This is a genomic window from Polaromonas sp. P1_F4 (assembly GCF_056405675.1).
Genome location: NZ_JBFUBP010000003.1, coordinates 99,591 through 114,097, shown reverse-complemented (window position 1 = coordinate 114,097; position 14,507 = coordinate 99,591). Strand labels below are relative to the sequence as shown.

At 61.0% G+C, this 14,507-nt stretch carries 12 protein-coding genes; 9 read left to right on the top strand and 3 right to left on the bottom strand.

From position 1 onward, the window contains the following. Positions 1-59 precede the first annotated feature (59 nt). From guaA to tadA, 5 genes are all read left to right on the top strand, one after another. The gene (gene guaA, locus AC1DYQ_RS08090; protein ID WP_477686366.1) at positions 60-1,679 is read left to right on the top strand and encodes a glutamine-hydrolyzing GMP synthase; all 1,620 of its coding nucleotides are present in this window, start codon (positions 60-62) and stop codon (positions 1,677-1,679) included. A gap of 13 nt (positions 1,680-1,692) precedes the next feature. Next, a complete protein-coding gene (locus AC1DYQ_RS08085) occupies positions 1,693-2,277 on the top strand; it encodes a 2'-5' RNA ligase family protein (protein ID WP_477686365.1) in 585 nt (194 codons plus the stop codon). Between the two features lie 86 nt (positions 2,278-2,363). After that, positions 2,364-3,002, top strand: a complete 639-nt coding sequence (locus AC1DYQ_RS08080; RefSeq protein ID WP_477686364.1) for an FMN-binding negative transcriptional regulator — start codon at positions 2,364-2,366, stop codon at positions 3,000-3,002. Position 3,003: 1 nt separating this feature from the next. Next, positions 3,004-3,231, top strand: coding sequence for a hypothetical protein (locus AC1DYQ_RS08075; protein ID WP_477686363.1), 228 nt, complete (start codon positions 3,004-3,006; stop codon positions 3,229-3,231). 64 nt (positions 3,232-3,295) lie between these two features. Beyond that, positions 3,296-4,687 carry a tRNA adenosine(34) deaminase TadA gene (tadA, locus tag AC1DYQ_RS08070; RefSeq protein ID WP_477686362.1) on the top strand — a complete coding sequence of 464 codons (1,392 nt, stop codon included), beginning with the start codon at positions 3,296-3,298 and terminating at the stop codon, positions 4,685-4,687. Here tadA and AC1DYQ_RS08065 read toward each other — a convergent pair. Next, on the bottom strand, positions 4,671-5,279 hold the full coding sequence (locus AC1DYQ_RS08065) for a trimeric intracellular cation channel family protein (RefSeq protein ID WP_477686361.1): 609 nt from the start codon (positions 5,277-5,279) through the stop codon (positions 4,671-4,673). The two genes, tadA and AC1DYQ_RS08065, sit on opposite strands and share 17 nt — an antisense overlap. A gap of 77 nt (positions 5,280-5,356) precedes the next feature. Here AC1DYQ_RS08065 and AC1DYQ_RS08060 point away from each other — a divergent pair, with 77 nt between their 5' ends. Beyond that, the gene (locus tag AC1DYQ_RS08060; protein ID WP_477686360.1) at positions 5,357-6,301 is read left to right on the top strand and encodes an LD-carboxypeptidase; all 945 of its coding nucleotides are present in this window, start codon (positions 5,357-5,359) and stop codon (positions 6,299-6,301) included. Positions 6,302-6,459: 158 nt separating this feature from the next. Here AC1DYQ_RS08060 and AC1DYQ_RS08055 read toward each other — a convergent pair whose 3' ends face one another. Beyond that, positions 6,460-6,801, bottom strand: coding sequence for a hypothetical protein (locus tag AC1DYQ_RS08055; protein WP_457282784.1), 342 nt, complete (start codon positions 6,799-6,801; stop codon positions 6,460-6,462). A 282-nt stretch (positions 6,802-7,083) separates the two neighbouring features. Here AC1DYQ_RS08055 and AC1DYQ_RS08050 point away from each other — a divergent pair, with 282 nt between their 5' ends. From AC1DYQ_RS08050 to AC1DYQ_RS08040, 3 genes are all read left to right on the top strand, one after another. Beyond that, positions 7,084-8,523, top strand: coding sequence for an aldehyde dehydrogenase family protein (locus AC1DYQ_RS08050; RefSeq protein ID WP_477686359.1), 1,440 nt, complete (start codon positions 7,084-7,086; stop codon positions 8,521-8,523). A gap of 142 nt (positions 8,524-8,665) precedes the next feature. Further along, positions 8,666-9,598, top strand: a complete 933-nt coding sequence (locus tag AC1DYQ_RS08045; protein ID WP_457282786.1) for an FHA domain-containing protein — start codon at positions 8,666-8,668, stop codon at positions 9,596-9,598. Between the two features lie 99 nt (positions 9,599-9,697). Next, positions 9,698-12,268 carry a penicillin acylase family protein gene (locus tag AC1DYQ_RS08040; protein WP_477686616.1) on the top strand — a complete coding sequence of 857 codons (2,571 nt, stop codon included), beginning with the start codon at positions 9,698-9,700 and terminating at the stop codon, positions 12,266-12,268. A 15-nt stretch (positions 12,269-12,283) separates the two neighbouring features. On the opposite strand, the gene katE is transcribed toward AC1DYQ_RS08040, so the two are convergent. After that, entirely contained in the window at positions 12,284-14,458 is a 2,175-nt protein-coding gene (gene katE / locus AC1DYQ_RS08035) for a catalase HPII (RefSeq protein ID WP_477686358.1), read from the bottom strand. Between the last annotated feature and the right edge of the window lie 49 nt (positions 14,459-14,507).

Sequence of the window (14,507 nt, the reverse complement as noted above, 5' to 3'; positions counted from 1 at the left end):
CAGCCGGCCAGGGCGTCTTGAAAGACGCCCTTTCTTTTTTTGCCTTGAAGAAGCCCCTCATGCAACACCAGAAAATCCTCATTCTCGATTTCGGCTCCCAGGTCACCCAGCTGATCGCCCGCCGCGTGCGTGACGCCCATGTGTTCTGCGAAGTCCATCCCTGTGACGTCAGCGACGAATGGGTCCGCGAATACGCCAAAGACGGCACGCTCAAGGGCGTCATCCTGTCCGGCAGCCATGCCAGCATCTACGAAGAAACCACCGACAAGGCGCCGCAAGCGGTGTTTGAACTGGGTCTTCCCGTGCTGGGCATCTGCTACGGCATGCAGGCCATGGCGCACCAGTTGGGCGGCAAGGTCGAAGGCGGCCACAAGCGCGAATTCGGCTCCGCCGACGTGCGCGCCCGCGGCCACACGGCGCTGCTCAAAGACATCGCCGACTACACCACGCCCGAAGGGCAGGGCATGCTCGACGTCTGGATGAGCCACGGCGACAAGGTCACCGAAATGCCGCCGGGCTTCAAGCTCATGGCCTCGACCGATTCCTGCCCCATCGCTGGCATGGCCGATGAAGACCGCCGTTTTTACGCGGTGCAGTTCCACCCCGAAGTCACGCACACCAAGCAGGGCAACACCATCCTCAAGCGCTTCGTGCTCGATATTTGCGGCACCCGCCAGGACTGGGTCATGGGTGACTACATCAGCGAAGCAGTCGAAAAAATCCGCGCGCAGGTGGGTGACGAGGAAGTCATCCTGGGTCTGTCCGGTGGTGTTGACTCTTCAGTGGCTGCGGCGCTGATCCACCGCGCCATCGGCGACCAGCTGACCTGCGTGTTCGTCGATCACGGCCTGCTTCGCCTGAACGAGGGCGACATGGTCATGGAGATGTTTGTCGGCAAGCTGCACGCCAATGTGATCCGCGTGGACGCAGCCGACCAGTTCCTCGGCCACCTGGCAGGCGTCAGCGAACCCGAAGCCAAGCGCAAGATCATCGGCCGCGAGTTCGTTGAGGTGTTCAAGGCAGAAGCGGCCCGGCTCAAGGCCGGCACCGGCGGCCACAAGGGCGCCAAATGGCTGGCCCAGGGCACGATTTACCCCGACGTGATCGAATCCGGCGGCGCCAAGAGCAAGAAGGCCGTCACCATCAAGAGCCACCACAACGTCGGCGGCCTGCCTGAGCAATTGGGTCTCAAGCTGCTCGAGCCTTTGCGCGAGTTGTTCAAGGACGAAGTTCGCGAACTGGGCGTCGCTCTCGGGCTGCCGCACGACATGGTGTACCGCCATCCGTTTCCCGGCCCCGGCTTGGGTGTGCGCATCCTGGGCGAAGTCAAAAAAGAATACGCCGACCTGTTGCGCCGCGCCGACGCGATCTTCATCGAAGAGCTGCGCAACTTCAAGGATGTCGCAACCGGTAAGACCTGGTACGACCTCACCAGCCAGGCCTTCACCGTCTTCCTGCCGGTCAAAAGCGTGGGCGTGATGGGCGACGGCCGCACTTACGACTACGTCGTGGCCTTGCGCGCGGTGCAGACCAGCGATTTCATGACGGCCGACTGGGCCGAGCTGCCTTACGCGCTGCTCAAAAAAGTCTCGGGCCGTATCATTAATGAAGTGCGCGGCATCAACCGCGTGACCTACGACGTGAGCAGCAAGCCGCCGGCTACGATTGAGTGGGAATGAGGAGCTGAGACCCATGTCCGGGCAATCCGCATTACCCGGCTTTGATGACACGCCGGCGCCGACGGACCGGCTGTTTTTCGCGCTCTTTCCTGATGCTGAGACCGCCGAGCGTATTGCGCAGTGTGCCCGGCAATTGCGCACAGAGCACGGCCTGCATGGTGCACCGCTGAAAACCGAGCGCTTTCATATCACGCTTCATCACCTGGGTGATTACGCCGGCTTGCCCCAGGGCGTCATTGAGATGGCAGGCCGAGCCGCCGCAGCGGTCAAGGTTCCACCGTTTTCCGTCACCTTCGACCGAGCCGTCAGTTTCTCCAGTTCTCCCCGCAACCGGCCTTTTGTCCTGCGCGGTGACGCCGGCCTTGTCGACCTGATGGCGTTCCAGCGGGCGCTGGGCATTGAGATGACCAAGGCCGGGCTGGGGCGCTGGGCGAAACCGGCCTACACGCCCCACGTCACCTTGCTTTACGACGACCGCGCGGTGGCCGAACAGCCGGTCGAGCCGATCACCTGGACGGCCGGCGAGTTTATTCTTGTGCGCAGCCTGATCGGCCAGACGCTGCACGTTCCATTGGCCCGGTGGCCGTTGCGCCCCTGAGTCTTGCGCCCCGGGCACGGATCTCCCGGAAATTTCCGGCTGATCAAGCCGTCGCCAGATCCAGGTTTTGGCCTATGCTTCAGGCCATGTACATGCCGCCCCAATTCAAAGGCGACCGCGCAAAGGCAGCGGCGCTGATCCAGGAACACCCCTTTGCCAGCTTGATCAGTGTCGATGACGCCGGCCTTCCCTATGTCACGCATTTGCCCTTGCATCTGGAAGACCGCGGCGATCAACTGGTGCTGCTTGGCCACGTGGCCAAGCCCAATGCGCATTGGCGCTACCTGCAGGCACGCCCGCAGGCCGTGGCTACCTTTCTCGGGCCCCACGCCTACCTGTCGCCCAAGGTCTACCCAGACCTGGCGCGGGTGCCGACCTGGAACTACCTGGCGGTGCATTGCACCGTGCAGGCCACGCTGATCGAAGATCCCCTGGCAAAAGACCGCCTGCTTAAAAAGCTGATTGGCGACCATGAGCCACCTTACGCCGAGCAATGGCGTGGCCTGGGCGAAGAGTTTGCCCACAAAATGCTGGCCGGCATTGTGGCCTTTGAATTGCAGGTGACCGATCTGCAATGCAAGGTCAAGATCAACCAGCACAGGCCCGAGTCCCACGCAGCGATGAAGGCCATTTACGCGGCCGGCAATGAAAACGAGCGTGGCCTGGCCAACTGGATGGCCCGCCTGGGCATGGCCGGCCCAAGCAACACGTCAACGGAGGCCTGAAATGCGCGCCATGTTCAGCATCGTGAGCTTGTTGGTCGTGTTGGCCATCGTGGGGTTCCTGGTCAAGAAGCAGTTGGGCAGCCAGCTGACAAGCCCACCGGCGGCCGGCGTGCCCGCAGTCTCTGGCGGCGCCACGCCGCAAGAACAAAGCCGGCAAGTGCAGCAGCAGGTCAAACAGTCCGTGGAAAGCCTGATGCAGCAACCCCGGCCGTCGCAGGACGACAAGTAATTTAGGAAAAAACAGGCTGTAGCCCTTTCAGGACGGGCGCAAGCAGCTATTAAAATAATAGCAAATGAATGACATCACTTTCATGCAGCAGGCGCTTGCGCAGGCCCGTCAGGCAGCCGCGTCGGGTGAAGTGCCTGTGGGCGCAGTGGTGGTACGGCGTGGCGAGGTCATTGCCACCGGCCGTAACGCCCCGGTAGACGGGCACGACCCGACGGCGCATGCCGAGATCGTGGCGTTGCGTGCGGCGGCTCAGGCGCTGGGCAACTACCGGCTGGACGATTGCGAACTGTTTGTCACGCTGGAGCCCTGCGCCATGTGCAGCGGCGCCATGCTGCATGCCCGGCTCAAACGCGTGGTGTTCGGTGCGACCGACCCCAAGACCGGTGCCGCCGGCTCGGTCATCGACCTGTTTGCCGAGCCCAGGCTGAACCACCAGACCCATCTGCAGGGTGGGGTGCTGGCTGCGGAATGCAGCGCTCTGCTGCAGGAGTTCTTTCGCCGGCGCAGGGATGAGCAGCGTGAAGCATCGCGGCTGACCCACCCGCTGCGCGACGATGCATTGCGCACGCCCGACGCCGCGTTCGATGCATTGCCCGGCTACCCGTGGCAGCCACGCTATATCAGCAAGTTGCCGGCACTGGGCGGTTTGCGCATGCATTACCTGGACGAAGGCGAAGCAGGCGAGGGCGGCCTGACCTTTCTGTGCCTGCACGGCAACCCGGCCTGGAGCTATCTTTATCGCAAGATGATCCCGCCGCTGCTGCAAGCCGGGCACCGCGTTGTCGCCCCGGACATGATCGGGTTTGGCAAAAGCGACAAGCCCAAGAAGGACAGCTTTCATAGCTTCAGCGCCCACCGGCAAATATTGCTCGAGCTGGTGGAAAAGCTGGACCTGCAAAACGTCGTGCTGGTGGTGCAGGACTGGGGTGGCCTGCTGGGCCTGACGCTGCCGATGGCCGCGCGGCATCGCTACAAGGGCCTGCTGGTCATGAACACCCTGCTGGGCACCGGGGATGCCCCCTTGCCAGCAGGCTTTGTGGCCTGGCGCGAGATGTGCGCCAAAAACCCCGAGTTTGATGTGGCGCGCCTTTTTGCGCGCGGCAATCCGCAGATGAGCCCCGCAGAGTGCGCGGCCTACAAAGCGCCGTTTCCGGACAAAGGGCATCGCGGCGCGCTGCGCGCGTTCCCGCCCATGGTGCCGGATGCACCTGATGCTGACGGCGCGGCCATTTCACGCCAGGCGCGCGCCTTCTGGCACAACGACTGGACCGGCCGGACATTGATGGTGGTGGGTACGCAAGACCCGGTGCTGGGCCCGCCCGTTATGAAAGAACTGCAAGCCCTGATCCGCGGTTGCGGCGAGCCCGTGACGCTGCCGCAGGCCGGCCACTTTGTGCAAGAGCATGGTGAGCCGATTGCGCAGCAAGCAGTGCGGTTTTTCAGCCCGCCAGCCTGAAGACCGGCAAGTGCCAACCCAGGAAGATAGCACTCAGCCGCAGCGCTGCCACGGTCACCAGCCCGGTGCCGAACGCCCAGGAGGGTTTCAGGCCCAGCGCCTTGAGCGCCAGGTACAGCACAATTCCGGCAATCGCCGCGCTGGCATAAATGTCCTGGCGCAGCAGCAGGGGGATCTGGTTGCTGCAGATGTCGCGCATCACGCCGCCGGCCACGCCGGTCATGGTGCCCATCAACACCACGATGATGGGCGACAGCCGTGCCGCCTCAGCCAGCTGCGCACCTGAAAGGGCAAACAGGGCCAGGCCGAAGGCATCGGCCACCAGCAGGGCTTGCGCGGGAATCGGCAGGAGCTGTACATACAGCACTGTGCCCAGCGCCGCCGCGCAGATCACCAGCAGGTAGGTGGGGTTGGCCATCCAGAACACCGGGTGCCGGTTCATCAGCAAGTCCCGCAGGGTGCCTCCGCCGATGGCCGTCAGCGAGGCCAGGACCAGCACACCCAGCAAATCAAGCTGCAGGCGTCCCGCCGCCAGTGCGCCACTCACTGAAAACACGGCAACGCCGAAGAGGTCAAGCAGGTAAAGGAGCATGGTTGACTCGTTTATACCTTCTGCAATCCGCGGCAGGGAAGGGGCGAGGGCCTTCGCGGGATGGGATACTTGCATCCGTGAAAAAACATATCTACATCTATTCCCCTTCCAGCGCGGTGCGTGACAAAGCAGGTTTCAAGCGTGGCGTGAAGCGCCTCGAGTCCCAGGGACATGAAGTTGAAATCGATACCGATGCGCTGGCGCAGCATCAGCGTTTTGCCGGCGACGACGAAACCCGGCTTGCCGCCATTCACCGTGCGGCAGCCAGTGGGGCCGACATCGCCCTGATCTCCCGCGGCGGCTACGGCCTCACCCGTATCCTGCCGAAGATCAACTACAAAGCGGTCGCCAAGGCTGCTGCAGGAGGCACGCGCTTTGTCGGTCTGAGCGACTTCACGGCCTTCCAGATGGCCTTGCTCGCCAAAACCGGCGCGATGACCTGGGCGGGCCCCTCGCTGGACGACTTTGGAGCGAAGGAACCCGATGACATCATGGAAGCCTGCTTTGAAGACCTGGTCACAGGGCAGGGCGAAGGCACCGGCTGGCAGTTGCCCAAGTCTGCTATGAATTTAATAGCTGCTTCCGCTCGTGGTGCAAAGGCTGGAGCCGGATTCACCATTAAAGACGCGGTATTCTGGGGTGGCAACCTAGCCATCCTGTCTGCGCTGGTGGGAACGCCTTATCTGCCGGCCGTCAAAGGCGGCATCCTGTTTGTCGAGGATGTCGGCGAACACCCCTACCGGGTGGAGCGCATGCTCACGCAACTGTTGCAAGCCGGCGTTCTGGCGGAGCAGAAAGCAATCATTTTCGGCCAGTTCACCAACTACAAACTGGCGCCGAATGACAAAGGCTTCAAGCTGGATACCGTCATTGCCTGGCTTCAGGAGCAGGTGAAGGCGCGCGTGTTGACCGGCCTGCCGTTCGGCCACGTGCCAACCAAGGTCCTGCTGCCTGTGGGCTGCAAAACTACCTTGGTGGTAGAAGACCGGGATGCTTTCCTGCTCTGGGGCCATCAGCACTAACCGGCCTTAACCGCCCGGCCCCGGCTGGGCTTGGCTGCCGGCGGCTGTGTTCAGGGAAAAAAAAACCAGCACGAAGCTGGTTTAAAAATAGCCTTGGAGGCCAGGAAGAAAACGGAAAAAAACAGGCGGAAAAAGCGAAAAAACTGAAAGTTGGAAGGTCAGGTTGTCAGGGGACTGGACCGGGAACTGAGGCCGCGCGGCAGCATGCCTTTGAATTTGTCGCTGATACGGCTGACTTTTTCGCGGGCAACTGTTTCGCCATGCATGGCAGCAAGCACCGCCATGATGTCGCCGCGGGTGTACCACAGGCCTTGAACGTCTTGGGCGTAGCGCACGCGGCGCGTGATCTTGGGGTAGTGCTTTTCACCAAACTCGCCAAGCTCATCCAGGATGAATTGGCGGATTTCTTCGGTGCGGTCTTCCAGAACGGAAGCAGTGACTTCACCAGTGCCCAGCAAAGCCATGAAACTGCTTTTCAGATTCGGTTTTAACCAGCGCATGTGTCTCACAACTTTCTACCGGGCATCCGTAGGGTATTTGTTCACGTTCCCGAGGAACGGTTTGTTCTGTTAGATTAAGACTGCGGCGGTTCATTTGCAAGACGTTTTGTGTGAAATGGTTAACGCAAAACAACAAATGAATCAAGGAGTTAGTAACTAGATGTCAAGTCGATTCTGGTATTGAACAGCGTTTAAATCTTTAGGCTTACATTAAGTTTCAGCTGTAGACAAAAGTCACCCTTCCACCATTCATCCCAATTTCAGCCCCAGCCAGACCCCGATATGAACACCACAATGACCGCCTATCCCGCGCATTACATCAACGGCCAGTGGGTCAAAGCCCAGTCTTCGAAGACCCTTTCTGTCCATGATTCCAGCACCGAAGAGGTGATGGCAACCGTGCCGTCCGGTACGGTCGGGGAAGCAGAGGCCGCGGTATTGGCGGCCCGGGCTGCGTTTGACGGATGGTCTGCGTTGCCCGTCGAGACGCGCGCTGCTTACCTGGATAAAGTGGCCGCCGGCATCAAGGCTCGCACCGAAGACCTGGCGGTAGCCATTGCGCGCGAGGTGGGCATGCCCCTGAAGATGGCCCGGGCCGTGCAGGTAGGGGGGCCTGCATGGCACTGGGGAAACTTTGCCAAGGTGGCCCGCCAGTTCGAATGGGAAAAGCAGGTCGGCAACTCGCTCGTGGTACGCGAGCCGATCGGTGTCGTGGGGTGCATCACGCCCTGGAATTTCCCGCTCAGCCAGATCACACTCAAGATCGCCCCCGCCATGGCGGCAGGTTGCACCGTGGTGCTCAAGCCCAGCGAAATCGCCCCGGTCAACGCCATGATCCTGGCTGAAATCATTCATGAGGCCGGCCTGCCGCCCGGTGTGTTCAACCTGGTCAACGGTGTAGGCCCCGTGGTGGGCGAGGTGCTGGCAACGCATCCCGAAGTCGACATGCTGAGCTTTACCGGCTCTACCCGGGCAGGCAAACGTGTGAGCGAACTGGCCAGCCAGTCGGTCAAGCGGGTAGCGCTCGAGCTCGGCGGGAAGTCGGCCAGTGTCATCCTGGAAGATGCCAATTTCGAAGCTGCGGTCAAAGGCACTGTATCGGCCTGCATGCTCAACAGCGGCCAGACCTGTTCGGCCCACACCCGCATGCTGGTGCCGGCCGGGCGCTACGAGGAAGCCAAGGCGCTCGCACAGGCAGCTGTCGCGAAATTCAGTATCGGCCCCAGCCTGGTGGAAACCAGCAAACTCGGACCGCTGGTCAGTGCAGCCCAGCGTGACCGCGTGCTCGGTTTTATCCGAACCGGCATTGAAGAAGGTGCGGATGTGATTGCCGGCGGTGCTGAGGCGCCTGATTTTGCGCAGGGCTATTTTGTCCAACCCACCATCCTGGGTATCAAGGCGACAGACACACTGGCACAGGAAGAAATCTTCGGCCCGGTCCTGGTCGTTATTTCCTACAAGGATGAGGATGAGGCGGTGTCGATTGCCAATAGCACCATTTACGGTCTTGGCGGTGCGGTGTGGGGCGGCACCGACGAACGGGCCATGAAAGTGGCGCGCCGCTTGCGCACGGGACAGGTGGATATCAATGGCGGACCTTTCAACGGTCAGGCGCCGTTTGGTGGCTACAAACAATCGGGTAATGGCCGCGAGAACGGCGTTTACGGTTTTGAAGAATTTCTGGAATTCAAGGCCATCCAGCTAAAAGCCGCCGTGGCTTGAGCCGCCTGGTTCAACGCTGCCGATGGATGGAAGATTAAAACATTTAGTTACAGTTGCGGGTCTTGGCACGCAATTTCTCCTTGTCGTAATCATGCTTATGTTTTAATTGCGCAAGATAGCTACAAGCAGTTACATAGACCCTATGGCAGAAGTCACCGTCGTTTTTGCCGATCTCACCGGAAGCACCGGGGTTTTTGAATCGCTGGGCAATGCCAAGGCAACTCAGGCTATCACACGTTTGACGCAGTGGATAGGCAAGGTCAGCGTGGCCTATCGCGGTCACGTTGTGAAATACCTGGGCGACGGTGTGCTGGTGGTGTTTCCAGACAACGCAGACGCCGTTGACGCCGTAACCGAGCTGCAGAGGGTTCACCGCGACCGTATCCGGAACTGGCCCGAGCACCTCAAGATGCGGCTGCAGCTGGGCGTGGCACGGGGTGAAATTGTCGAGCAGGACGGCGATTGCTTCGGCGACGCCGTCAATGTGGCCTCCCGGTTGAGCGATCTGTCCGGCCCGGACCAGATACTCGCGACCGAAGCCGTCATCGAAAAGCTGCCAGCCGACACACTCGTACGCTCCCGAAATCTTGGCGCCATGGACATTCGTGGCCGCACCGAAGCCTGCCTGGTCCACCGCATCGAATGGCAGGCAGAAGTCATGACCGAATCATTTACCGTACCTTCCAGCCTGACGGCGCACTCGGCCCCGCAGCCCCTGGCTCTGGCGTCGATCGAGTTGTGCTGGCTGGACATCAATACCGAGTTCGCCTCGGGTGAGTTGCCGATTTTCCTGGGACGAGACCACGACGCGCAGTTTGTGGTTCAAGATCCGCGCGTTTCCCGCAGGCACGCCAGAATTGAATGGCGTGCCGGCAAGTTTTACCTTGAAGATGTCAGCAGTTATGGCACCTGGGTGCGATTTTCCGACAGCGCAGCTGTCGTGGCATTGCGCCGGCAGGAATGTGTGTTGCTGCAAGAGGGTGAGATTGCTCTGGGCGCTCCCTTTGAAGACTTCACGGTGCCTACCGTCAGTTTCAAGTTTGCTGACGGCAAAGTCCATCTTCAAACAAAATAGCGTCTTGCCGGCAGGGGCCGACGCAGTTCTGCCTGGCATGCCAACTGCTCATCGCCATGGGCACCTGGCTGTGCTATCCGTATCACCCGATGGAACATGATGGTCTGGTTCAAACGCATTTCTGCTGCGCTGCTGGTGTTGCTGCTGATCGCCGCCACTGTGGCGGGTTTCTATATTTACCGGACCTTCCCGGCACTCGACGGTGAACTCCAGGCCACGGGCTTGCGTGGCTCCGTATCGGTTGCCCGTGACACCGCGGATGTCACCCATATCAAGGCCCAGTCGCCCCACGACGCCTGGTTTGCCCTTGGTTATGTCCATGCACAGGAGCGTGGCTGGCAGCTGGAGTTCAACCGGCGGGTCATGCACGGTGAGCTGTCCGAGGTGTTTGGCCCGGCCACACTTGAAACCGACAAGTTGCTGCGCACCCTGGGTGTTGTGCAGGCTGCCGAACGCCAATGGCAGAACCTGCCAGCCGAGGGGCGCGATGCGATGCAGGCCTACAGCGATGGCATCAATGCTTTTTATCAGGGCTCTTCGCAGGCGCTGTCTCCCGAGTTCCATATCGTGGGCGTCAAGCCCGGAGGCTTTTCCGGCAAAGCCTGGTCTCCCACCGACAGCGTCGCATGGTCGCTGATGATGGCGCTGGACCTGGGCGGCAACTGGGGCACCGAGTTCGCGCGCCTGTCGGCCGCCCGGCTGCTAAAGCCCGCAGAACTCCAGCAATTGTTCCCACCTTATCCGGGCGAACAACCCGCCTCGAAAGTGGACTTTGCCAAGCTGTATGCGGGCTTGGGCATTTACCGGTCCGACCTCCCGGATGCTACTAAAAAGATAGCTGCCGGCGCCCGTCAATCAAGGTCTGTAAGGCTATTTGAGGCTGAAAATCGACCACTGAACGTCGCTGCCCTGGCTTCGAACATCAACGATTGGGCCTTGGCGCTCGGTGACGTAGAGGGCAAAGGCTCCAACAACTGGGTGGTGGCGGGCTCCCATACCAGCAGCGGCAAGCCGCTGCTCGCCAACGACCCGCACCTGGGACTGTCGGCGCCGGCGGTCTGGTATTTCGCACGGCTGCAGGCACCCGAAGGCAGGACTGCCAACGGCGAGAGTGCGCCGGGGCTGGACGTGATCGGCGCGACATTGCCCGGCTTGCCCTTTGTGGTGATGGGGCATACCGGAAAGGTGGCCTGGGGCTTCACCAACACCGCCCCGGATGTGCAGGATTTGTACCTGGAGCAGGTCAACCCCGCCAATGCACAGCAGTACCGCATACCCCATGCAGGCGGCGCCAACGCTGACATGGCCTGGGAAGACTTCAAGGTTCGCAGCGAGACGATCAAGGTGAAAGGCCAGCCTGACGTGGTGCTCAATATGCGGGAAAGCCGCCACGGCCCCGTTCTCAGCGATGTCCAGAAGTCGCATGCCGACCTGCTAGACATCCGCAAATATGTGATCGCGTTGCGCTGGAGTGCCCTGGATGCCGACAACCAGACCGTGCTGGCAGGCCTGCGCGCCAACCGGGCACAGTCTGCCCAGGAGTTGCTTGCGGCATTTTCGGCCTATCACTCGCCCATGCAAAACGTTGTGACCGCGGATGTCTTCGGCCAAACCGGTTTCAAGGCGGTCGGCAAGGTGCCGCTGCGAAAACCCGATAACGACATCCTCGGGACCGCACCGTCCCCCGGCTGGGAGGCACGATACGACTGGGCAGGCTGGGTGCCTTATGTGCAAACGCCCGAGGCTGCCAATTCGGCGATTGAGGCCAAGGGCTGGTGGTCTACGGCGAACCAGCGCATTACGCCACCTGCTTATCCCTTCTTCATGGGGCAGGACTGGACCGTGCCTTACCGCTACAACCGCATTGAACAATTGCTGGCTGCCACACCCAGGCACACCATAGGGTCCATGCAAAAAATACAGGGTGACCAGTTCTCGGCGGCCACGGTGCGGCTCCTGCCTTTCCTGCAGGAAACGCTGTCACAGTCCCCCGGCCATCCGCTGGCGGAAGCGGTACGCCGCAAGATGGCGGGATTTGACGGGACCATGAATGCCGACCACGCGGCGCCGCTGGTGTTTGCCGCCTGGGCAGACGAGCTGACACGGGGCATCATCGGTGCAAAACTGGGTGAGCCGGCGTTCAAGGCCCTTTACGGCAAGCGCCATTTCAGGAGCACGCTGGAAGACATTCTCGAGCACAACGACACCGGCTGGTGCGGCACCGCTGGTTGTGCGGCGCAATCTGCCGCGGCGCTGAACCGGGCACTGGACCGCCTGCAGGCAGCCTATGGGAACGACGTAGAGGCCTGGAGCTGGGGCAGGGCGCACTTCGCGCTGTCTGCCCACAAGCCATTTGGCAACGTGCTCTGGCTCGCTAAGTTCTTTGATGTCCGCGTTCCCACCGGTGGCGATACCTTTACCGTCAACGTGGGGCAGTACTGGGCGACCGGGGACGCGACGCCTTTCGCCAACAGGCAGGCCGCTTCTTTGCGGGCCGTGTATGACCTCGCAGACCTGGAGAACTCACGCTTCATTTACCAGACGGGGCAAAGCGGCCTGGTGTTTTCCGGGCGCTATCGCGACATGAAGGACCGCTGGGCCGCAGTGCAATACCGGCCGTTGCAGATGAACCCGTCAACCTACGTGCACCGGCTCACGCTGAGTCCCTGAACGGGCTTCGAAGTCTCACGCCGGGATGGCGTCGACATTCAGCCGGTCCCAGTGGCGATGCTGGGCGATGGCTGTCATGAAGTCTTGGGAAACCTGCCCCTCAGTCACTTTGCGTGCATCGGCTATCAGGACTCCCGGCGTCGGCACGTGGATCAGCTCCGGGTCTTTGCCCAGGCTGAAACCCAGGGTGCTTAACAGCTGGGCGCCATCGTTGATGGCGCAAATCGTTTTGCAATGCTTGTAGGCCTCCAGCACGAAATGCACAGCTTCGCCCATGGCGGCCAGGGTGCCTATGCTGTCGCTTCCCCCGGGGATCAGCACTGCGTCGAACATCACGGAGGGCATATTCGTGAAAGTATGGTCCACCGCAAGCTGCCGGCCGGACGAGGTGCTGACCGTGCCCAGGTGCGGCGCGACGAGTTTGCACAGCGCACCGGCGTCCAGGAGGTCTTGCTGGATGCGCTTGAGGGCTGCGGCTTCGACGCCGTCCGCTACCAGGATGGCCACTTTGCGTGTCTTGACGCTGCCGCCGGTGCGGCCCACCATGCGCAATGCCGGGTCTTCCTCGATCTTGCTGGTGATGCGGTAGTCCCGGAAACCCAGCCGGCCGGATGCAGCCTTGGGATCCGGCGGATTGATGCCCAGCGGGGTTGCCACACGGGTTGCCAGTTTCAGGTCCACATGGGCCAGGTTGTCCACCATGCGCTGGCGGATTTCAGGGACCTCCACTTTGGACAGCTCAAACCGGAATGCCGCAACGATATGGTCTTTTTCCACTGCGCTCTGGCTGTTCCAGAACAGTGCCGCTTGGGAGAAATGGTCATCGAATGAAGGACTGCGGCGCCTGATTTTGGGTGGCTCCACCTGTTCGGGGTATGACTGAAAGCCGTGCGCTCCGCCATCGACCCTGAACTCTGTCCCATTGCCCAGCGTATTGGGCTCATACGCTACCCGTCCCTTGCTGATCGCCTGGCGGTGCATACCGTCCCGCTGGAAGTTGTGCATCGGGCAAACGGCCCGGTTGATCGGAATCTCATGAAAATTGGCGCCGCCCAGGCGTGACAGCTGCGTGTCCGTATAGGAAAAAAGGCGCCCCTGCAGCAGCGGGTCATTGGAAAAATCGATGCCCGGCACCAGGTGGCCGGGGTGGAATGCCACCTGCTCGGTTTCAGCAAAGAAATTGTCGGGATTACGGTTCAACACCATCTTCCCGATGATCTGCACGGGCACCTGTTCTTCCGGAATCAGTTTGGTCGGGTCCAGGATGTCGAACCCCAGCTCGTCCTCCTTGCCTTCGTCCACGATTTGAACGCCCAGTTCCCATTCGGGAAAATTGCCACTTTCGATGGCCTCCCACAGGTCGCGCCGGTGAAAGTCAGCGTCTTTGCCGGCAATCTTCTGTGCTTCATCCCATGCCAGTCCGTGAACGCCGAGCTTGGGTTTCCAGTGAAACTTCACAAAGTGCGAATCGCCGCGGGCATTGATAAAACGAAATGCATGGACACCGAAGCCCTCCATCATGCGGAGGCTGCGCGGTATGGCGCGGTCTGACATGGCCCACATCAGCATGTGTGTGGTTTCGGGCATCAGCGAAGCAAAATCCCAGAAGGTGTCGTGGGCACTGGCCGCCTGGGGCATTTCATGGTGCGGCTCGGGCTTGACTGCATGGATCAGGTCCGGAAACTTGATGGCATCCTGGATAAAGAAAACGGGAATGTTGTTGCCGACAAGGTCGTAATTTCCCTCGGAGGTGTAAAACTTCACGGCAAACCCGCGCACGTCACGCACAGTATCCGCCGAGCCCCTGGAGCCGGCCACGGTAGAAAACCGCACAAATACCGGCGTTTCCACGTCCGGGTCCTGGAGAAAGGCGGCGCTGGTGTATTGCACCATCGACTTGTAGGGTTTGAAGTACCCATGTGCAGCGGAGCCTCGTGCATGGACGGCGCGTTCCGGAATGCGTTCGTGGTCGAAATGGGTGATCTTTTCGCGAAGGATGAAATCCTCCAGCAGGGTAGGGCCACGCACGCCCGCCTTCAGCGAGTTATGGTTGTCCGGAATCTGCAGGCCCTGGTTGGTGGTCAGGGCCGCGGCCGGGCCGGTGGAGAACCCCTCAAGCTGCGACTTTTTGTCTTTTGCACCCTCCGCATTTCGGCCAGGGTTGATAGCGTTGCGCTTGGATGGCGGCATGAAAAGTCTTTCTTCTTAAAAGATGGCGTCAGGGGCGGGTGAAAGAAAG